Raw genomic sequence first — 22,158 nt, 5'->3', positions numbered from 1 at the left:
AATCTATTCCATTTCCCTTGGAAGGTGCTATTTTAATCCCTCTTGATTCGGTATAGCTCAAATGTATGACTGGTCTATATTTGAAGGCTATCTTGCAGGTTTTTACACGTATCCTGTAGCTACCCCGCAATTAAAAGAGGCGATCGCCAAAGCTGCCGTAAACCAACCGACAATGACCGAATTTGTGGCAAAGCTTGCCGATGAAAACGTGGGATTAAAAGCACAAGTGCAGTCAGGAGGAAGAATTAACGGAATTACCTATCTCTACGAAGGGCAAGCAATAAAAGCAAGTTTAATTGAAATGTCTTGGAAGAATCTCGCCGCTATGGGGGTAAAGTACGATCCAGAGCGGGATCGAGAAGCACTTACTACACCCACTACTACAGTCCAGACTGAAACTAATACTCAATCTGAAAGCCTCATGGAGACGCAGAAAAGCAGCACTCATGCAAATCCCCTTGAAAAGATAGAATCGCAATTGAGGGAATCAGTGCGTAGTCACTTTGGCAAGGATAAAGCCATGGCAGAAATCGCCACCCAATTTATCGGAAAAGCTGCCACACCTGAAACGGTTTATTCCAGTACGAGATTATACGAACAAGCTTGGGGAGAACTGGCGAATACAGGCAAATATAAATCTGAAGATGCGATCATGGTCAGTGGGTCAGGACCTTGGCGAAGAGAAGGAGATGACCGCTCTAAATTACAGATTGAGCAAGATCTGCATCAAGTATTTGCCAGCCATTACCAACCGTTACTAGACCAAGCGATCGCCGCAGGCAGCCAAATATTAGTGGGGAATGCCAAAGGAACAGATCAGCTTGTGGTGTCATATTTGCAAGAAAAAGGCTATGCCCTCAACTGGCAGCCCCAAGGCTATTACCAAGCCGAAACCCCACAGCAAGAGAAATCATTACATTCAGAACCGCCAGTAAAAATTATAGGAAAAACCGTCAAGATGGTTTATCCCCTCAAGATGTATGGAGAAGTCAATCCCTTGCCAGTCAATACCTGTATCGAAGCAATGCGCGGATATGGCAGATGTCACACGACGCGGAGATATGAACCCTATGCCGCCTATGGATTTAAGGAAGGGGACATAGCGATCGCGATCGCAGGAGAGCAGAAAGTCGCCTTTAAAGTAGGCAAACAGTACAAAATCACTCCAGAAATGCTGAATGATGTAGCCTATCAACAACAATGGTCACAAATGGAAAAACATAGCGCCAAAGAACTGACCACCTTTCAAGGACATAGCAACACATGGGGAATGCACTTTCAACCACTGGGCGACTATGTGGATGGCAAGATCGTGCCATTCCCAACAGAACCGATCAAAGCCGATAACAGCATCGTTGCCGATATTCAGCAACTAATGGAATGGAGTCGCATTGCCGATTACTTAGGCAAGAGTGAGAAATACACAGACCGTATTCAAGACCTTATTGCAGGTGAAAGCATCACCGAAAAAGCACAGCAAGCAATGCACAAGGATCATCACACATTAAGCCAGCACGTCGCCTCGCAATGGCGGGAAATCTTGGCAATCAAAAGCGACTATGTAGAATCACAGGATGGCAAACTCGTATTTGAGCGCAAGGGCAATGAAGGCAAATATCGAGCCGCATGGGAACAGACCACCGATACATTGACATTGGATAGTAAAGTCGTGAATCAAGGTAAATTCCAGTATGTACCATTGCTGGTGCAGCAAGGACTAGAGATCTCCCACAGCCAAGTAACCGTGAGAGATGCCAAAAACTGCGATCGCGCCCTACAGTTAATATCTGACAATCAAAAGGTAAAGCAAGAACAAAGATAGAGAAGCGATCAAATAAGATTTTTACCTAAAAAACTATTTAACTATTGGCAGATTTAAATATATCGCTCAGAATCATCTGAAATTCATTACGGAGATCGACAAGCTCACTAAAATAATGATTTGAGCTTTTGATTTCTACCTCTTCACGCTGACGAGCTTCTAAAATTTGTTTCTCAATATCGCCAAAAAATTGTGACTCAAACTCTCTGAGTTGCTCATTTGCTTGTTCTTCTAACTGTTTAGAAATGGAGACAAACTGACTTGTGAGATTTAGGCGAGCATCAAGTAGCTCTTGTTGCTGTTTCTTCTCTTCTTCTATAGCTTTCACATCCATAAATACAGATACAGCGCTGACTGCTGCACCAATAAAAGGCATAGCATTAGCAATATTTTTCGCAATGTTCACAGCCCCCCAAGGTGCAAACTTAATACCAATGAATTTACCAACGTTGTAAACAATTTGATGAGCGCTACTACCTGCTACTTGTGATGCCGCTAAAAATCCGCTAGATCCTACAGCACCTGAGTTTACTGCTAATTTTCTGACCTCTCCTCCTACATTTGTAGAAATCTTTTTAAGGACTTCAACTTGTCTTTGTAGCTTGACAGTATCAGAACTAGCAGTTACAGATTTTACAGAGATATTTTGGTTTGTCGATAATCTCGCCTCAAAAGCATTAAACAAATCACCTTGAAATAATTCTGTGACTGCTGTTTGCGTCGAATCTAGAGTAGCCTGAACTTCTCTTTGAATTTCTTCAGCCGCTTTTTCACAATGGCTTTGTACTCTTGCTTCTACCAGTTTTGCAGCCGATTCAAAATCTTTTTCTACACCGAGTAAATCAGCTAGATCAGATCCTTCATTTACGACTGTGGCAGACAAACGAAGTGTAATACTTTTGACTTTAGTACGCAGACGTTCTCGATCTTGTTGGACTAAACGGTTAATGCGAGATAACAATTCAAAGAAAGCTGTATCTTTTACAGAATCACGCACCACGATGTTTTGAGCATCTTCTAATTGTCTCAAAACGATACGGATCGGGGTATCAAATTTTGTTAAAGAGGCTCTACGTTCTACAAAATTATTCAGTGCATCAGTGAAGGTTGGGAAACGACTAATTTCAGTTAAAAAACTATCTTCTTCATCTATGCCTTCACAATAATCCTTAGCATCTACAAAGCACAAGGGAAACTCATCAAGACTATAAGGAGCGATCGCAGTTGCTAGACTCTGGCGATAGTTAGCAATCTTTTGTTCCTCTTCGCCAGCTTCGTCAGACATTTTGTTCACAACAAGCATCATTTTCCACCGATAGCCCTTTTCATAGGCTAAATACTTAAAGTTTTTCGCTGTTACCGAATCAAACAGCATATAAGTAAGCGAAAAAACTAGTAAGTCGGCTTTATCAATTGCCTCATAGGTAATGTCATCGTGATCTTTGCGATCGGTGAAAAGACCTGGGGTATCGATTATCTGGATGCCATTCCAATCATAGATAGAGGTGGTATCGGTAGCAATATCAGAGTCAATGCGAATGTCACGCCGTCCAGTGAGAGCAGAAATCATTGTAGATTTACCTGCGTTGTACTGACCAATAAAAGCAACTCTAATCGCCCCTTGTGATTGATATTCTTTTAGCTGATCGCGCAGTTTTGCACGAATAGCAGACAACTCATCATTTTTTGATTGAGTTAAGAGCTTGTCTAATTTGCTAAGCCCTCCCTTGATCTTGGCTCCGACTTCAGCAGCTTTAAAACCTGTATTTGCTTGAGACATAGTTCTTTACCTATTTTGATTGTGTATTTACAGTTTGAATGGTGACATCCTCTTGCAAGATTCGTTTGAGATCTTCCTGCAATTTCTTGGATATCTTGATGTTTGACTTGGTTTGAATGTTTATTGACTGTCCAAACTGTCTCTCAACTTTAAAAATTGTTTGGCTTATGCCTGAATCAGTAAGAGGGTTATACTGTTTCAGGCAATAATCAATAATGCGCTTGGCATAAGCACGATTCAAATAGTTAGCAGTGCCTTGAATCTGTACTTGTGATGTCCTTAGTTCAGAAGTAATTGCTTCAACTCCCGCAATCAGTTCTTCAAAATATTGATCGATATCTCTTTCAGTTTGTCTGCAAGACTTACTAAAATCATCTTTTGCCTTTTTTGCAAATTGTGTTTGTTGAATTTCTAGTTGACTACGCAGTGAGCTTGTTATTTTAGCAGCAGCTTCCCTACGTTTTTCGTCTTCTGACTTAAACCAATTACTAATAATTCCCATTGCACTACCAATTAGTCCAACTGCTAAGGCAAAAGGGGCTAGTGGAGTAAACAACATTATTCCTGTTGCTATACCTGCTATTATTCCACCCCATTTCAGATAAGACTTTACAGAACCATCTATATCATGTTTATCAAATTTAAAACTTCCATCTGACAGATCTGCGACAAGCTGTAATTCTCTGCCTAATTCTTCAAGAATTTCAGAAGCTTCCTTCTTAAACTCTTCACCCACTTTTTGATAGGCATTACCAATTCGCTCAGAAAAACGAATATCTTTGAGCTTTTTCTCCCAGTTTTTATTCATCGTAGGCTGATCGGATTTCCAATTGTCTTTGGCGAAAGATGTAACCGCATTATTACTGACATCTTGAAAAACTTCTCCAATTTGATTTTCTAAGCCAAGGAGAGCATCTTGTTCAGCTAATTTGACTTTTCCTAGTACCTTCCTTCGATTTATCCTTAAACTTTCAAGCATTTCTTGATATTTTTGTACCTCTTTAGTAAGCCATTTGTGAGGCTTTTCAACAGTTCCCACTGTTGAGCCTAAAAGAGTTTGCGATCGCCGAATTGTCCCATATTCGACTAGAGATACCCGAATAGAATCTAGAAAATCCTTTATTCTACTAGCTTCAAATAGTTTGTCTTTAATTTTCTCGTTTTCTGGCTCACGAGACATTTGGGCTGCCAAAAGCATAGAAGGAATAACATCGAAGTAGTTATTGGCATAATGCTCTTGAGCATAACGGCGAATTCTCTCAATGTGACCTTTAAGACTACTTTTCCCCTCTTGTGTGAATGGCTTATCGGGATCGCTTAAAAAGTGTTGTAAACGCCTAGAATCTCGCAAATTGTTTTTGACATTTAGGAGAATAATCAAAGGCTTTGTCTTTTCTTTTAAACTTTTTAGAAAACTAAATTCAGTTTCTTGAATGCTGTCATTAGTGACGACATAGCAAATAACATCAGACTCATCAATCACACTTTGAGCAACCTCTTCATCTGTTCTGCCTCCGTCTTCAGGTGCGCCAATTCCAGGGGTGTCAATAATCCGAATGTTTTTCCATTCATAGACTCGATTGTAGCGAGTTGTGCGTTGTTTCCCTACGCCAATAGCTTCCCATCCACCACCTGTAACAATGGCGTGAAGTGTGCTTTTCCCCGCTTTTGTCTTCCCCATAAAAGCAATACTAAAGTGATTAAGCGCACGCTGTTTAGCTTTTAGAGATTCTCTTAACAGTTCGATCTCTTTGATTATTTCAGTTGTCAACGCTTTTCTAGTTTCTTCCAGTAGTGCAAAAACTTCCTTAGCACTGCTGGAAGTCCCCTTTCCACTTGATTGATGCTGCACAACTGAAAGACGTTTTTGAATATTGATCTTTAGCTTGTCTAGTGATTGTAAAGTTCTATTTAGGGACAGTTCCGAAAACTGATAATCTTCCCTAGCAATATCACCGCATTGCTTGATAGCCGAGTCATACTCTTCACCCGACAGCAAGATTTCTCGCTGCAATTTTTCAATTTTGCGTCCAATATTCTCAGGAGCAATTTGTCCCAATTTTTGAACAATCGATCTTGATAAAAGAGACTCAGCCCCTTTTAGAATGACTGCACCAAGAGAGAGTTTTGATGACTCATTCTCACTACCATCATCATTGACACAATTAGCCCTAAACTCTTCGGCAGCTTCGATAATGTCTTGTAGTTGTTGTGAACAGCCAAATATATCTGCAATTTTCTCCACCATCTCCCTTTCGAGTGGCGAGAAAAAGCCGTCAACATAAGCGATCGCTAAAACCTGTCTGATTGACTCAGATCTTTCATTGGGTTTGATTTTCTTAGCTGCATCTTCAACAGAGATCAGATGTTTATCTTGAGAAAATATTTTCTCTGTTTCGTCAATAGTTTGTTGATTGGCATTGACTTGCTCTGCCAATTCATGCAATGCCTTTGCCTCATCACTATGGATCTGTTGATCAGCACATATGATATGTGCGATTAGTACGAGCTTGTAGTCTATTGATTCATTTGACGGCATATTTCAGGTTTTTACCATTTTAAAAAATTATATATGATAATTTCTTTTTAATCTATGATTCCCACATCTGTAGATACAAAAAACTAGTCAGAAAACAAAGCTTTTAAGGGTTGAATAGTCTGTAAGTCATTATTTTCAGATAGCTTAGTAAGAGCGCTTACGCTTGAAGTCCGTGACGATTGACAAATTAGGAAAAACAATCTTATGGAAGTAGCAATAAGTTCGCTAACAGGCAGAACGCAAGCGCAGGTATTCAGATCGAAATCGCGCTGTCTGAAGACTACAAAACAGCAAATAGACCTCGCCAAATCGATGCAAGCCAAAGTAACAGATTTCGGCAACGGTACAAAAATATTGACCTTCAGAGATGGCACAAAGCGGACAATCCAAATCAAAGATCTGCTTCTCGACGCAGTACAAGCAAGCGTACAGGAACTAGGAGAATACCTCGCTCAGCATCCAGACCAAATCTCCAAAGTAGATCCGAACATCGTAGAAATGCTGACCTATGCCGAGTACTTCGTCAAAGCAGCAATGAACGAATACACCACAGATCCGCAACATTGCCGCGAAGTAGCGACAAGACATCTAGAAACCTTGTCCGAAGACTATCCCCAGATCTTCTCTAAAAAAAACGTAACGGAATCACATTAAACATCAATCTAGCGATCTCGCTGACATTCGATTGGAACCGCAAGGATCGCTAGAAACACTCGCAACAACAGTAACAAACATTGACCCCTATCAGGAAACCTATGAAAACTCAATCATTAACCAAGACCGCAATCGAAGCCGTCATCACCATCAGTCTGATTGCAATAATGGGACTCTTGACTGCCCTCATCTACGCCCTACTATCATTACTAGGGACTGAAACCGCACCGCAATTCCTGCTGACTCCTCAAGAGGCAGTAGCAGAAACCGCAGCCAAGAACCTAGAAGTTACAAACCCAGTTCTATCCTCAGCAAAAGCAGCCCCAAAACTAGAAGTAGCAGTCAAGAAAGCAAATACAGAAATCATCGCAAGCGCTACTAAACCTCTCACAAAAATGACCGTTCAAGAACTCAGACCCCTAGCGAGAGAACGCAAAATCCCCAACTGGCGAAAGCTGAAGAAGAAAGAACTACTTCTCTACCTAACCACCTAAACAAGAAAAGCAAGCGCGTCAATGTAGATATTCATCAACGAAAGAAATCTGCATTGACAAGCAAGAAGAACGCTAGCGCGTAAAGTCCGTGAACGATTGTCCACAAAAAATAAAGTCAGGAGACTAAAAACATGGCACGTCAACTAAGATTCGATACCCCAGAAGAACTAGCCACAAAAATCATTGACAAATTGAGTCAAGCAGAACTGCACGTAACCACCAGAGCCTTGATCGTCCATATCAACGAACAAATCCCCATCAAGGAACTGGAGAAGACAGTAGTAGCCAGCAATGCAGTGGTTGAAACCAGCCGCAAACCCAAAGCCCGTAAGCCACAAGTCAGCACAGACAAGATGTGGCTGTACCAAGCGAAGAAGGGATGGGCTTTGGCGAATATCAACCTGCCGATTGAGAAAGTGATTCAACGCTTGCAAAACCATTATGGCTGTAAGATTTTGGCAACCAAAGAAGGCAAGATCAACTTTCTACCATCAAAGCCAACCACCATTGACGAACTGCAAAAGAATGGATTTGTCGTTTATCGCCAAGACCTGAATAAGAAAGCAGCCTAGTCCATCAACAACTACCAAAAGCAACTAGATCCAATGATTTGGATCTAGTTGCTAAATTACTTTGAGAGCATAAACAGATGCTAACGATCGCCAAGATTAACCTTGCCACAGGAGAGATCGTCGATAACGAAATCCAATTCCGAGACACACTCCTTGAAGCCCTGCATCCAGACATCAAACTCAGCATCGGCAATATTTCCACCTACTTACAAAAGATTGCCAAAGCCGAAACCATCGCTAAAACCAGCAAATCCGCCAGCAAGCGCAGCACGGCAACCAAAAGCATTGCACCCCTAAAGAAACAAGCGATCGCCGCCTTAACCAAAGGGCTAGACAAACACCAACTAGCAGGAGCATCGGGAGCCAGAAAACATGGAGACTTCTTCTTCAGCCAAGGAATCAACCCCTTTGCCACCTATTTCCCTACAGCGATGGGACAAATCAACTACGGCTCGATCCTGATGACCGAATGCTTGAAAATCTATGGCATCGAACGAGTCACCATCCAGATTGTCCAAGACAAAGAACATCGCACCGATGACTGTCACGGCAAAATTAGTCATGAATTCCTGAACCAACTGCGCCAAAGCGAAGACTTCGTAATCCCCGCGAATACGCCGTTCCAGTTTCGCGCAGGAATCGCCAATCAATGGGTAGTCAAAGGAACCTTACAACTCAGCCTAAACTGTCCCAAAGGCATCGACCTAATCCTGCCCCTATCTTGCTTCAAAGGACATAAACCCAAACTAGCCATCCACAAACTAGCCAACCTGAAACTAGGAATCGTCAACTTCGCTCAAAAGCGGCGAGTCAAAACCTCCTACACCGTTTGGCAATGGTTCAGCCAACAAGCGATCGCCCAAGATGTCTTACCAACTACTAAACTCAAAGCCGAAACCCTAGTTGCCGCCCAGAGAGACATTAAACAACTCTGCCAACTCGTACAAACAGAGCAATGGGTCAAAACCGACGATCCAGAAGCAGAACCCAACGAAGAAGAAGCCGATGGCAAAATTCTAGCGGAAATCCTCAAACATGACATTCACGGACAACTACTTGAACATCCCTATATAGTGCGGAAGATTGAGGATTTAGTTAGAAGGAGGTGGTTAACTTTAGCTACCAGTGGCGGCATCAACTTCTCTAGCTTCATGGCTCAGCCCTATCCCGAACTTGGAGAACTCGAAATGTGCATCCCCGAAATGCCCGAAGGTGAATATGTCGGCTTCCGCTATCCCATCCGCGATCGCAATGACTTACAGATTTGGACAAACAAACACATCAAAGAACTCAACCAACAGGGAACGATGTACGTCAATCCAGACATTGCCCGTGACTATTGCGGCATGGACTTTGATGGAGACACCTTCTGCGTGAAATCAGTTCAGAAACTACCTGAAATCGCCAAAGAAATCCGTCAGCATCACATCAAGCCCACCACTTACAAACCCGACAAAGTACCAGTACAAGGCACATTAGCCGAAGTCGCCCTCAGATCCACCGAAAACCAAATTGGACTGATCACCTATTACCTAGCCACCGCATGGGCAACAGGACAGCACCAGTACATCACAGGCTTAGCCCAAGAAGTCCAAGTTGCCGTAGATCGGCTCAAATCCGACCTCAGCCATGACCAAACCTTTCTCGATGAAGTGGGCAAAAGCTTACCGAAACTAGACTGGCTGATTGATCGCAAGAAGCAAGGCGTGTATGGCAGTTACTACGATGCTAAGCAGAGATGCAAACAGCCCGCCCGAGCAATGGAAGCCAACGGCGAATACAACGACGCAATTTCTTTATTGATTCAGTCAGTAAATGAGATCTGGCAACCCGTGGATTTACACGAACGTACCCTGCTCGAATTCCGCGAACTATTTGTCAAACCGAACGAAACCCTCTACAAAAGAGCGATCGCCCGTCGTGATGAATATACCAGCAAGATCAGGGAAGCAATGAAACTATCAAGCGATCGGGAATCTCGCAAGAAAATCCTCCGCGCCGCTGTGCAATGGGCAAAAGGACTAGGCGAGAACCTACGCAACAAAAGCGAGAAAACCGCCCAAACCTGTGCCGCCGCCATGTGGCAAGCCAGTCACAACGGCGATCATGGAACCGCAAGCGTAGTCTTCAATATGTTCCTCCGAGAGATCTGCGATCGCCTGCATGACAACCAACTAATGCGACTGCAAATAGTGGGCGCACAGTATGGAGAACTCGCATCAACCAAATGGACAGGAAATGGAGAACATGCCTGTATTCCCATCGTTGTATCTCAACGCCAAGAAGATGGCAGATATCAGATAGAAGTCATCCGTAAAAGCAGGAAAAAGCCATACCTGCTGGGACTAGTCGCCAAAGACTCCGCCAAAGTATTGGTGGGTGAATACACAGCTTCGCTGAAAACACAGCAAAAGACCATAGTTTGCGAACTGGTGGCTGCGTAGAAATCAAGGAGAAAAAGGCAAAGGTAACGATTTTCACACCAAATATCTGAAAAGGGACACGACAGCTTTAGTTGTGTCCTTTTTTCTTTTTTTATGGCTAGCGCCAGTTCCCAAGAACAAAAACTAGGGAAAAAGCCAAAAATGTACCAACCCATATTTGAGATCACGCCAGAAATCGAGCAGCATTTTGATAGTCCCCTGCGAGTAAAAGCTGAAGCAACCGTCGAGGCGATCGCCCTCAGTAAATCAATATCAACAGCAACACAACAACAACAGGTAGAACTAGCCAAAGCATCAGGATGGGGAACACTCACCGATATCTGGGTGAAAGCCAATCATCAAGGTAATACTTGGCAGCATCGATGCCATGAAAAACTAAGTCAACTATTGACCCAAGCCGAAATCCAAGCCGCCAAATCCGCAACCGCAACCGCTTACCAAACTAGCTTTGAAGTAATCCGCGCCATGTGGGATCTCCTTGGTGATATTGGTTTTACAGGTGGAGCGATCATTGAACCCGCTTGCAATACCCTAGCGTTCATGGGATGTCAGCCTACAGCGATGAGAGAGATCTCTCAATGGGTCGGCATAGAACTAGACCCAATCTCTGCCCAAATTGCGAGATTGCTATACCCAGAAGCACTGATTTACGCTCAGGGATTTGAGACAGTGAGCCTAAGTGACAACAGTTTTGATCTAGCGATCGGTAATGTTCCCTTTGGCAATTACAAACTGTACGATCCACGGTATGCCCACATGAACTTAAGCATCCATAACTATTTCCTAGTCAAATCTATAGATTTAGTCAGAGAAAATGGATTGATATGCTTGATTACCAGTTGTTTCACCCTAGATGCTTCTAATACCAGCTTTCGGAAATATCTAGCGAGTAAGTTAGAGCTAGTGACTGCGATTAGATTGCCAGACATCGCTTTCAAGAGATTTGCCAACACGGAAGTAGTTGCCGATATTCTTATTTTCCGTAAACTCACAGAAACTGAACAGATAGCCACGAATCAAAAGAATTATAAATGTCCTGATTGGGTAAAGACAGTTCCATCGGGCAAACACACAGTCAATCAGGAGCCAATCATGATTAATCAATGGTTTGTAGAGGTTGCCTAGCGGCTAGGCTAAAGAGTAACCACACCAAAACTACCGAGCGAGTCAATCCTATTTAAAGATTGACTCGCTTTTTTAATTGAGAACAAACCCATGTCTATAAGCCCATTAAAATTCCGCAATATCCTCGGCGAACTAACTGTCTCAAAACTATATGGCGGAGAGCATTTAGGAGTAACTGCCCCAACAAACTTTGACCTGAGAAAAGAGATAAGCAAGATTGGGAAAGCGATCGCAAAATTCTATGAACCCTCTGTAACTCAAACCAAAGTAATTCAGATCCCACCGCAGTTACAAAAAGTGCTACCCAACGCCTTTTGCGAACATGAAGGACAAATCTATCGTCGCACCGACTATCAGCTAGAACTAGTCGCAAAACAACAACAACGCATTCGCGCCGCCATGTCTGTCGCTAAAATCCTAGACCTAGTGCTGAGAATGCAGCAATACGAAGACGAAAAAGAACTAGCCAAACTGCGTCAGATTCTCAATCAAAAATATGATGAGTTCGCAATTAGATTCGGACATTTCACCAGCAAAGAGAACCTCGGTATTTTCCACGATGACCCCAACTACTATCGATTGAGAGCATTAGAAATTGACCGAGGCAAAGGCAAAAGCCCAGCCAAAGCCCCCATCTTCCATCAAAGGACAGTCAGAGCCACCCCAAGATATCGAGCAAATAATGCCAAAGATGCCCTAGCCCAATGCCTAGATGCTAAAAGCTATATCGACCTAGACTGGATCTCCAACCTCATCGACAAAAGCACCAGCACCGTCATCAGCGAACTAGAAGGCGACATCTTCTACAACGGCACAATCCCACCAGCAACAGTACAAGAAACCACTAATGCCGAATGGATAACCAGAGAAGAATTCATCAGTGGCAACGTCGTCAACCGACTCAACAAAATCATCGCATGGCAAGAAAACGGAGTCCCCAACTGGCTGAACATTGATAAATATCATCAAACCATCAGCAGCAATCAACCAGTGCCTTGTTTACCCGAAACCCCAGACGTAGACATCAAAGTACGCTGCGCCGTCAAACTCGGCATCAACGTCAATGGTATGACCACCAACGAGCTAAACCTACTATTGCACAACACCATCCGCGTCAAACTAGGAACGACATGGCTCCCCGAAGATGTCATCAAAGAATTTAGCGAACAACTCCTTAGCTATGCAGGAACCAGCACCGTCAAATTCCATCCCGACCCAGCCAACATTTGGGTAATCAAAGGCGACAGTAAACTGATCAACTCACCCCAAAACAAAACCGAATGGGGAACCACCAGCCACACCGCCCTTGAACTCATAGAACAAGCGCTCAACCAAAAAGACCCCAAGATCTATGACCATATCCAAGACAAACATGGCAACGTTATCAGCATCTTGAATGTAGAAGCCACCACAGCATCGCGGACAATGCAAGACAAAATCCAAACTGCTTTCAAAGCATGGATCTGGAGTGAAGGCGATCGCGCTGAACAATTATGTCTGCACTATAACCAATACCACAACCTCTACCGCGACACCGTATATGACGGATCACATCTAACCTTCCCCAACATGGCTCCCGACTTTCAGATGCGAAGTCATCAGCGCAACTTCGTGCGTCGAGTCGAACGGCAAAAAGCATCCTTCGCCGCCCATCGGGTTGGCTATGGCAAAACTGCCACGATGATTGCATCAGGCATGGAGCTAAAACGCAAAGGCATGGCTCACAAAGTCATGCACGTAACCATGAAATCGATTTTGCCAGGCTACAGCAAAGAATTTAGACGACTTTATCCTGAAGCCAAGATTCTCGTACCGAATGCTCAAGACTTTGCCAAAGATCGCCGCCGAGTCCTACTGAGCCAAATCGCCACCCACAACTATGATGCCATCATCCTCACCTACGAACAATTCTTCAACCTGCAAATCAGCGAATCAACCGAACTTCTGTTTCTCGAGGAGCAAATGTCGGCGATTAGTTCCATTTGCGAAGCAACCAACAAAGAAGAATCCAGACAAGTATTCCGAAGTCTTGAAGCGATGCGAAAAAAGATCTCATTACGCATCCAAGAAATCGAAACCAGCGATCGCAAAGACCGCGTGATTTACTTCGAGCAACTGGGCATTGATGCGCTCTTCCTAGACGAAGTACAGCAAATCAAACGCCTGCAAATCCTGACCACCCAGCACAATGTGGCTGGCATTCCCACAGGCTACAGCCAACGCGCCCATGACTCCTTCATGAAAGTGCGATACCTGCTCACCAACGGTAAAAGAGTCATCTTTGCTACGGGCACTCCATTAAGCAACACCATGGCTGAGATGGATGTTTGGATGCGCTATTTGCAACTAGACCTGCTGCAACAGCAAGGACTAACCCACTTCGACAGCTTCTGCTCAAGATTCTGTGAAACCAGCACCGCCTTAGAAATCAGTCCCACAGGCAAACTGAAATCGAAAACACGCCTACGTGAATTCGTGAACATGCCCGAACTAATGGCAATGTGGTGTCAAGTCACCGATATCCAGACCTCACCCCTTGCCGAAGTCAAGACTCCTAAACCCCATTACCATGTGATGTCCTGCAAACCATCGTCAGAGCAAATCACCTATATGGACAAACTCTGCGATCGCGCTGAGGCAGTGGCAAAACGTAAAGTCAAACCCGAAATTGACAACATGCTCAAAATCACAGGCGATGGAGCCAAAGCTTGTATGCACACCAAATTGGTATCGCCTAATGCAAGTGAATGGATTAACAACAAACTGCTAGCCTGTGCATGGAATGTCTGGCAAATCTGGACAATTACCGCGATCGCCAAAGGCACTCAAGCAATCTTCTGCGATCGCAACGCACCCAAAAAAGACAGGTGGAATAGCTATTGCTATATTCGCGACACCTTAGTGATACTGGGCATACCTGCCGACCAGATTGCCTTTATCCATGATTACGATACCGATACTAAGAAAGCCAAACTGTTTGAAGCAATCAACGAAGGCAGAATTAGGATTGTCTTTGGTTCCACATCAAAACTGGGAACGGGAGTGAACATGCAAAGCAAACTGATTGCCTTGCATCATATCGATTGCCCGTGGCGACCATCGGATCTCGAACAGCGAGAAGGGAGAGGAGTGCGTCAGGGCAATGAATGGAGCGATGTTTTTATCTTCCGTTATGTTACTGAAGGTAGAAACAACCAAGCAGGATTTGATTCATTTCTGTGGCAAGCGATTGAGAACAAACAACGGATGATTTCGCAGGTGATGTCGGGTGATCGCACCCATCGCACCATTGAAGACATTGATGAGACAGTCCTCAATGCCGCCCAAATGAAAGCGATCGCATCGGGCGATCCGCTGATTATGGAACGGGCTACCCTCGAAGCTGAATTACAAGGACTAGGAATGCAATTGCAAGCCTATAACGACAGGCAATTCAGGGATAAATCCAAGATTCAGTACCTAACTGACATGGTAAATACTAACCATCCCGCCAGCATTCAGCGCATTCAATCAGACCTAGCCATAGTATCTCAAGCCAACCTGAAACAATTTATCAGCGATCGCGGAGTTATGCTGGATAAAGCCGTACTCATTGATCATCACATTACCGAGCAAGTGCAAAGGTTGAAAGAGAGCTATCGATTGACCCACATCCAAATTGGACAATTTGCAGGGCTGAATGTATTTCTGAGCAGATTTGGCTCAGAGGTGAATGGGTATATTGGTATGAGCATCAATTCAGGCTATGAATTTAATGCAGAATGTCAGCAGCCCTTTAGTTCGCTATTGCATGTGGTGAGGAATGCGATCGCCGCCAAGCTAACCACAGCCCAAGAAAATCTCGAACGAGACCGACAAGAACTGCCAATTCTCCAGAACCGAGTCAGTCAACCCTTTGAGCAAGCACAAGAATACGAGCAGAAATCAAATCGGTTAGGATTCCTGAAGGAGATGTTTGATGCAATCGCCCATGAATCCCCTGTAGACGATAGTGTAGCTGACTATGGTTTAGAAGGAGAAGACTTGGAAGAATCGCGAGAAATCTTCTGGGAAAGAGACTCTAGGGCATCTCAACTAGAGCCACCATCAACAACGATCATCGAGGGACTGAGGCAGAGACATTTTGAGGATTGGGTAGCCGATGAAACAGAGAAATGGCTAGAGCAAATCGCGCAGCTTGTGGGAGATCGAGATCTGCCTGTGAGTAGCGATCGGCTTTTGCAGCTTCCAGAATCGAAGGTATTCAAGTCAATGCCTGAATTTACAGTAGGTAAGCAACTTATGATTCCACAAAAGTCTACACATGAGAAAAGAGAACAATTAACATTGTTCTAAATTAATTAAGCATTGGAGTAAGTATTCCCTTTGCGGATGTTTACTCCTGTGCTATGACTTTACTAGATAATCCTTAGAACAAGAAAAATTCTATTAATGGACAACGTATTACCAACTTTGCCTTTAGATATTGATATTAAATGCAAAGCAGTTTTAAAAAAACTTGCAAAATCGCATCAAGCACTAGCCGAGTTAAAAGCATTTGCTGCAAGTATTCCTAACCAAAGTATCTTGATTAATACTCTATCTTTAACAAGAAGTGAAAGATAGCTGTGCAATAGAAAATATCATCACAACCCATAATGATTTGCATAAAAGTAATAGACCCGCATAAGAAGTGTTGATTACATAGCCATTCTTTCTTCATTAATTTCTGCGTCTTCGATATATTTTTCAAGTATATCAACGTAGGAATCAATCCAAGCCTTAACATTAGCATTATCTTCACCTTCCTTAAACTCTAAAAGTGACTTACGCTTTTGCTGATAAAAAATACTAGCTGATCCCGACCAACCATCAGTTGAGAAATTAGAAACTAAAGAATTTTTGACTTTCTCCTGATTGCCATAACGAACTAGAATCTCCCTTGCAAAACAAACTTTCCCATCTTCTCTAAACAAACGGTTTGGTACAAATGATGCAGCATAGCTTGCTCTTTCTTCTGGATTGTTATCAATCCAATTCCAGATATCATTTGGATCGAAAGATTGAATCATTGAAGCAGTTGTAACAGGGGGAATCCCATAACCTCTTAGCCATCTAGTAATACGAAATGCTCTAGTGTTAGATCTTGGTTCAATGTACTGAGTTAATACATCCCAAATTTCTTTAGGGTTATTATTAACAATCTCAACTAGAAGCTTCTGAATTTCGGCATTATATCCAGTATCAAGATTACTAAAATTTTTAAATATTTCAGTAATAATTTTAGTGGTTTGATCGGGGTAAAGAGCAAGATAAAATCTAGCAATCTTTGCCCATTGATAGCTATCAACACCATAATTAGTGCTTGTTAAATTTTTTTGAGGTTCTAAATAATTATTCAGAACTCTAAAGGTTATGTCTTCACTTGGATGCACAGAGAGAGAATGGGAATGATGGTCATGAATATAGCGCGAGTAAAACAAGTTTAAAAGGATTGATGGTGAGTAAGGATGACAAATACTCAGAAGAAATTCTAGCCATTGCAAGAAAACGTTTTCAGTCATATCCTGAACTGTAATTGTCATTATTGAAAATTGAGAAGGGTCAATAACTCCTTTTCTCGCAAGATCAAGAATTCGCAGTGCCGATCTTTCCGACCTTCCAGAACGTCTAGTTATTTCAGGAACTCTAACAGACATCTTCTCATCTTTAGCAAGAGCATCTAGGTTCTTCTCCCAAAGATCCACATCCTTTTCAAAAATAGCTTGAAAATAGCCACTTAAGAATAAGCATTCTATATTTGGCGAGTTACGTTGAGCATTTAAAATTTTCTGAAGTAATGAGAATTGGTCATCACGCTTACCAACTTCAAGCCCAAATTGATACATATTTAATTCATTAGTTGTTACTAGCCAATCAATCTCTGCATCAAAAAGAAAAGTATCCAAGATACAAGCATTAGCTAATTCGACTAGTTTAGAGATAATGATTTCATCACGCTTACGTTTGACATCTGCGAGATCTGAGTTTTGGTTACTTGTGTCAGAAATCTCAGGATTTGAAAAGCCATCTAATATATCAAGAGCCTCATCCCATTCACTCAATGATAGATAATATTTCAACGATGTATGAAAATCATCATTGTGATAAAACTCATTATGTAAGTCTATCCAGAGCTTCTGATTCTCTGCGGACATTTCTTTGGACTCATATCTAATAATATTGTTAACAGATTGGGTAAGTGTCCGAATCTCAGCATTGGGGTTTTGCGATAAATCCCTTAATGTATCTACAACTATTGGAGATAACGTATTAATTTTAGCCACGCCTCTTGCGCGATTAAGTATCACATCAATTACTTGTTTTTGTTCTAAATCTGACAGGTTAGAAATACTTTCGCGCAACATTTGCCAAACTTCTTGGTATGCTTCCCAAACTTCTCCATAAGTCTGTGGCGACCAAAGTTTTGGCTCTTGGCGTAATCCCTGATGTTCTACACCTGATCTCATAAACCATTGATCTGATCTTAAGGCTACACTGCAAGCTTTGATCGCAATACTTCTACGGTCAGGAACTTCAGAGTTTAAAACTTCTCTTAGCAAAAGAAGACGCTGTTTAGGAGATGCTTCTGTTGTCGCAACTGCGCCATAGCCAAAGGCAAACAACGCGCAAAATACTCCTGTTGCGTTATTAGACCATCCCTCATTTTCTGCTTCTGCTAACTGAAGCAATATCTTAGCGGCTCCATCAAATAGATCTTGCCATACCGCTATTCCCTGTAATGCCCCTATAATTTGTCTACGTCCTGTCGTCAAGAGTAAAAGTTCATCTCTGCCAAGACGACCAATCTTTCTCTGTAGGTATTTCAAAGCTGTTTTGGGATCAGCTTGGGCGATCGCGAAAAAAAAGTTGGCTCCTAATTCGCTTCTCAAGAACTCATCATCATGAAAAATCCCCCCCTCTTCTAATAACTTCTTCACTACTGAAGAAGCAGTTTGAGATTGGGCTGCATAGATAAACATTTCATAGAACCACTCTCGAAGTTCGGTTTGAGGTAACTCACACAAGAAATTATCAAGAGAAAATTCATTTCCATAATCTTTCCACCACTGAGTCCACAAGTATACATGTAGAGCTTTTGGCGTGATATATAGAGTTGTGGAACCTTGCAAGACTTTCCTGTAATTAAGATCCTGAACAATCCTTTGAAATGGTATCCAACCGATTGTGCTATCACCTCTTTCAATAATTTTCGATATTGCTTTTGCTTCACTAGCAACTGATTGTCTAAAACCAAATCTTTTGAACAAGGCGAGGTGTAAAACTACTGTTTTTGTTTTATCAAATTTCTCATTATTTATATTTTCATATCCAGCTATAATGCGATCATAGAAGGTTTCAGTGTTTTTAAAAACGTCATCAGGATTCACCTTTAGGTTGCGTCCAATCATGTGTGCAAATCTTGGAGAGTCCCCAGCGAAATCAACCCAACGCATAACAGATTCTGGTGGTACTCCATAAGAAAGGATTATCTTCTCAATCTGTTCAGTCGATAATCTTGGTGGATTAATATATTCAATCCTAGAATCTTGACTTTCATTCTGGTTATAAATACTGATCAGTTTGACTTTAGTTTTTAAGTTCTTAAGACTCTTCCAAACAGATTCGCTTGTTGTCGTATTACATTCGTCAACTACAAGAATTATCTCTGGAATGTTATCTTGACAGCACAAATAATTAGCTATTTGTTTTACTTCATCCGCTAGCGAATACACAACAAGGGACTCTAGATCTTCTTCTTTTGTTAATTCAAAAGCAAACCTTGTTTTTCCACTTCCTGCCTCTCCAATAATTCTGATGTGTCTTGAACTATCGTCTCTTAGAGCTTGTCGAACCGAAGCCGCATTAGAGTTGAAATCTGCACTGATCTCATATTCTAGGCGCATTTCTTCATCTGACTCAGACCATTGCTTGTGCGTTTTGAAATTATACTGACTATAATCAAATTTATGTAATTCCATCTTTAAAGAAGGAAAAACATCCACAAATCCTAGAATGTTATTACATCCCCATATCTCGATTTTCGGGCTATTGTAACCACATTGTTTAAACAATTCTTCAGTAATTCTAATAGATTCTAAGCGATCTTTTTCGACAAGATCCTGCCCAAAACATACAATAATATAATGTCCATCTTTATCTAGACAATTTCTAACACTATCTCCCAGTCTGTCCTTCTCTATAGGTACGGAATTCTCTTTTTTTCCTTTTCCTTTTGGATTTTTAAGATCTTTGATTATTTTAGGTTCACCAAAAAGCTCTTTTTTCATTTCAGCTTCTTGCCAAGGCTTAAACGAGTCGCCAGTCTTAATTTGATAGCAGGTTAGCCCCTTTTTAATAAGACCACTCTGAATTTCTCCATCATAATCTTCAACTGCTGCATCTACCCCTCCATCTGCAACATTAATTCTTTCAGAAACATGGACTTTATTTGCGGTTAAATTAATATGTCTTGCCTCTGCCCACAAAAGCTTACGAAAAAAATCTACCGCTTCTTGAGCATTTAGTCTTTTAAGATCTTCACTGGAGGCTGTAAAAAGTGGACTCATAACTTAGGGTAAACTGATTTTGTTGATTATAGCCTAAGTATTTCCAGTCGAATTCATTATCGCTGTATTCAGAATAATCATCAAACCTAAAAAAATAAATTCATTGATGTTCGGTATATTCATCGCGTCGTTGGTTGCCTATCGTTGTGATCGCGCTAAGTGCCACTACATTAACATTGCGTTGTTTAACTTATTGAGAAATGTGCATGAAAAGTATGTTTTTCTATACATATTGGTCTTAGCCTAAATTTTTTGCAGAAAACAAAAAACTATAATTGCCAGACTAAGTATGGGGTTAATGCATGTTTGAAGTCGTAAAGCTTGCTGAAAATCCTTAGCAGGAGTTTTATAGAAAATTAATTTGAGGAGAAGGATTGAATCAATGAGCTTGAAATACAATCTGTCGGATTTACCAACTGGAAGTGAATCAAGGCAGAGCCATGTAGAATTTATTCGTGTGAACCTAGAGCTACTGCTAGCAGTAGCATGGCATGGCTACGAAAGCGAGGGAAGAGGAGCGATCGTCATCGATGTCAGTAAATCGAAAGAATCGCAAATCGGCATCAGTCCCTATCAAAAATGGCTGAACTCCGAAAGCTATGGTTGCTACCTGAGCCAAGCCATAGCAGATCGCATCGCCACCGAATCAGGACAACCAAATCCATTTCAAAAGGATGAGAAAAGACAGATTAGGGAATACAAGCCCGACAATCAAGTTGTCGTCTGCTTTATCCGCACCGATGGCGGCTTTAGCTCCTATGTAATCGCCCATCCATTCCTGACCGCCAAACAAGCCTATGAAGCTAATAAAACTAGACTTCACGCTGAATTTGCAGTAGATCGACCAGACTAACACCAACCCCAATATTCAACCTCAAAAGCCTCCGATGTATATCAGGAGGCTAATTTGTTATGGAGTCAAAAATGACCCAAAAAAGATACAAAAGCGTATTGTGTGGACTATTGCTATTAGCGATCGCTATCCATCCAGAACAGCATCACGTAGAAGAAAAGCATCCCAAAATCGTCCATATCCAAACCCGTCGCCAGCGCAAATATTGGCGAAAGAAGCAGAAGAGTATCAGTGCGTAGAAGCAAATGGCAAATAGCTTTTGGCTAATCGCTAACAGCTATTTGCGAGGTTCAAAAATATGACAACAAACCAATTTGGTAAATCTTTTAATCGCGCAAAGATTGAATCAGAAGTCCAAAAAACAAAAAATCTAATCGTTTCTCTACAATCCAAGCTCGACAAGAGTATCAGAAAAAAGAAGACCTCTATGGATCTACAAATAGCTAAAAACCATTTGCAGATACTATTACGCGATTGTGAAATAGGGTAGTCCTAAAAAGGAAAGGATGCACACGGAGGTAAAGAATCGTTGTAATGATGAATAAAATTCCAAATGGCTCCAATGTGATTTTCCAACTTCTTAGAAAAGGATAAGGTCTTTCTAACTAGTCTAGATACTCGTTGACGTAACGTACAGTTGAATCGCTCAATATAGTTGGTCTTTCCCGTTTCTTTACCGACTGCCCTATGACGTTTGCTGGGCAGAACAACTGGATAAGACGAGTAGAAATCAGTGTAAATAATCGCACATTGTCGATAGACACTAGGCAACGATTCCCATAACTTTTGAGCTGAGTCACCAGAGCGATCACCAATATAACAACCGACAATTTCACGAGTCTCGACATCAATGGCAAGCCATACCCACTGTTTATTGCCTTTGTCGTCCACAAAAGACCACAATTCATCCATCTGTACGGTTAAACGGCGTTTTGGTTTTGGTTCTACCTCCACCTGCTGAGGAACGTTTTCATATTTATGATTGACGTAACTCTGCAACCATCCCTCTGAGACCTTGAGGACTCTGGCTATTCCAGCTAGTGGGATTTTTTCTAGCAGTAGTCTCTCTAAAAGGTCATAAGTGTCTTGGATACGCTCTGAAACTCTCTGCCACTGTGGATTTTCTACAAATTGACGACCACAGTCCCGACATTTATAATTTTGTTTGCCATGCCGAGTACTACCGTTTTTAACCACTGATACGGACTGGCAGGATGGACATGATGGCTTTGACTCTGACATTGCTTTAATCTGTAACAACCTTCTAGATATTTTCCTTCATCCTTT

The 22,158-nt window shown here is 42.0% G+C and carries 13 protein-coding genes and 1 pseudogene; 10 read left to right on the top strand and 4 right to left on the bottom strand.

The genetic code is table 11. From position 1 onward, the window contains the following. Positions 1 to 301 precede the first annotated feature (301 nt). Positions 302 to 1,822: a hypothetical protein gene (locus VB775_RS21300; protein WP_407073018.1), complete on the top strand. Its 1,521-nt coding sequence runs from the start codon at positions 302 to 304 to the stop codon at positions 1,820 to 1,822. A 37-nt stretch (positions 1,823 to 1,859) separates the two neighbouring features. Here the strand turns inward: VB775_RS21300 and VB775_RS21295 are convergent, their stop codons facing one another. After that, positions 1,860 to 3,602 (bottom strand): GTPase, encoded by a 1,743-nt coding sequence (locus VB775_RS21295; protein ID WP_281010005.1) that lies wholly within the window; start codon positions 3,600 to 3,602, stop codon positions 1,860 to 1,862. A 10-nt stretch (positions 3,603 to 3,612) separates the two neighbouring features. Next, positions 3,613 to 6,141 carry a GTPase gene (locus VB775_RS21290; RefSeq protein ID WP_281010006.1) on the bottom strand — a complete coding sequence of 843 codons (2,529 nt, stop codon included), beginning with the start codon at positions 6,139 to 6,141 and terminating at the stop codon, positions 3,613 to 3,615. Between the two features lie 354 nt (positions 6,142 to 6,495). Here VB775_RS21290 and VB775_RS21285 point away from each other — a divergent pair, with 354 nt between their 5' ends. From VB775_RS21285 to VB775_RS21255, 7 genes and pseudogenes are all read left to right on the top strand, one after another. After that, positions 6,496 to 6,795, top strand: a complete 300-nt coding sequence (locus tag VB775_RS21285; protein ID WP_281010007.1) for a hypothetical protein — start codon at positions 6,496 to 6,498, stop codon at positions 6,793 to 6,795. A 101-nt stretch (positions 6,796 to 6,896) separates the two neighbouring features. After that, positions 6,897 to 7,289: a Rho termination factor N-terminal domain-containing protein gene (locus VB775_RS21280; protein WP_281010008.1), complete on the top strand. Its 393-nt coding sequence runs from the start codon at positions 6,897 to 6,899 to the stop codon at positions 7,287 to 7,289. A gap of 131 nt (positions 7,290 to 7,420) precedes the next feature. Next, entirely contained in the window at positions 7,421 to 7,861 is a 441-nt protein-coding gene (locus tag VB775_RS21275; RefSeq protein WP_281010009.1) for a hypothetical protein, read from the top strand. A gap of 77 nt (positions 7,862 to 7,938) precedes the next feature. After that, positions 7,939 to 10,305, top strand: coding sequence for a hypothetical protein (locus VB775_RS21270; protein ID WP_281010010.1), 2,367 nt, complete (start codon positions 7,939 to 7,941; stop codon positions 10,303 to 10,305). 141 nt (positions 10,306 to 10,446) lie between these two features. After that, the gene (locus VB775_RS21265; protein WP_242025297.1) at positions 10,447 to 11,430 is read left to right on the top strand and encodes an Eco57I restriction-modification methylase domain-containing protein; all 984 of its coding nucleotides are present in this window, start codon (positions 10,447 to 10,449) and stop codon (positions 11,428 to 11,430) included. Positions 11,431 to 11,520: 90 nt separating this feature from the next. Next, positions 11,521 to 15,765 (top strand): SNF2-related protein, encoded by a 4,245-nt coding sequence (locus tag VB775_RS21260; protein WP_281010011.1) that lies wholly within the window; start codon positions 11,521 to 11,523, stop codon positions 15,763 to 15,765. Positions 15,766 to 15,861: 96 nt separating this feature from the next. Continuing rightward, positions 15,862 to 16,084, top strand: a pseudogene (locus tag VB775_RS21255) (Fic/DOC family N-terminal domain-containing protein); the annotation flags it as partial. Positions 16,085 to 16,109: 25 nt separating this feature from the next. On the opposite strand, the gene VB775_RS21250 reads toward VB775_RS21255, so the two are convergent. Beyond that, the gene (locus tag VB775_RS21250; protein ID WP_281010013.1) at positions 16,110 to 20,018 is read right to left on the bottom strand and encodes a hypothetical protein; all 3,909 of its coding nucleotides are present in this window, start codon (positions 20,016 to 20,018) and stop codon (positions 16,110 to 16,112) included. A gap of 382 nt (positions 20,019 to 20,400) precedes the next feature. Here VB775_RS21250 and VB775_RS21245 point away from each other — a divergent pair, with 382 nt between their 5' ends. Further along, the gene (locus tag VB775_RS21245; RefSeq protein WP_281010014.1) at positions 20,401 to 20,871 is read left to right on the top strand and encodes a hypothetical protein; all 471 of its coding nucleotides are present in this window, start codon (positions 20,401 to 20,403) and stop codon (positions 20,869 to 20,871) included. 71 nt (positions 20,872 to 20,942) lie between these two features. Beyond that, positions 20,943 to 21,110: a hypothetical protein gene (locus VB775_RS21240; protein WP_156341385.1), complete on the top strand. Its 168-nt coding sequence runs from the start codon at positions 20,943 to 20,945 to the stop codon at positions 21,108 to 21,110. 253 nt (positions 21,111 to 21,363) lie between these two features. Here the strand turns inward: VB775_RS21240 and VB775_RS21235 are convergent, their stop codons facing one another. Next, on the bottom strand, positions 21,364 to 22,113 hold the full coding sequence (locus tag VB775_RS21235; RefSeq protein ID WP_281010015.1) for an IS1 family transposase: 750 nt from the start codon (positions 22,111 to 22,113) through the stop codon (positions 21,364 to 21,366). Between the last annotated feature and the right edge of the window lie 45 nt (positions 22,114 to 22,158).

It is taken from the genome of Pseudanabaena sp. CCNP1317 (assembly GCF_034931345.1).
In the GTDB taxonomy this organism is placed as follows: domain Bacteria; phylum Cyanobacteriota; class Cyanobacteriia; order Pseudanabaenales; family Pseudanabaenaceae; genus Pseudanabaena; species Pseudanabaena galeata.
This window is presented reverse-complemented; position numbering and strand designations above follow the sequence as displayed.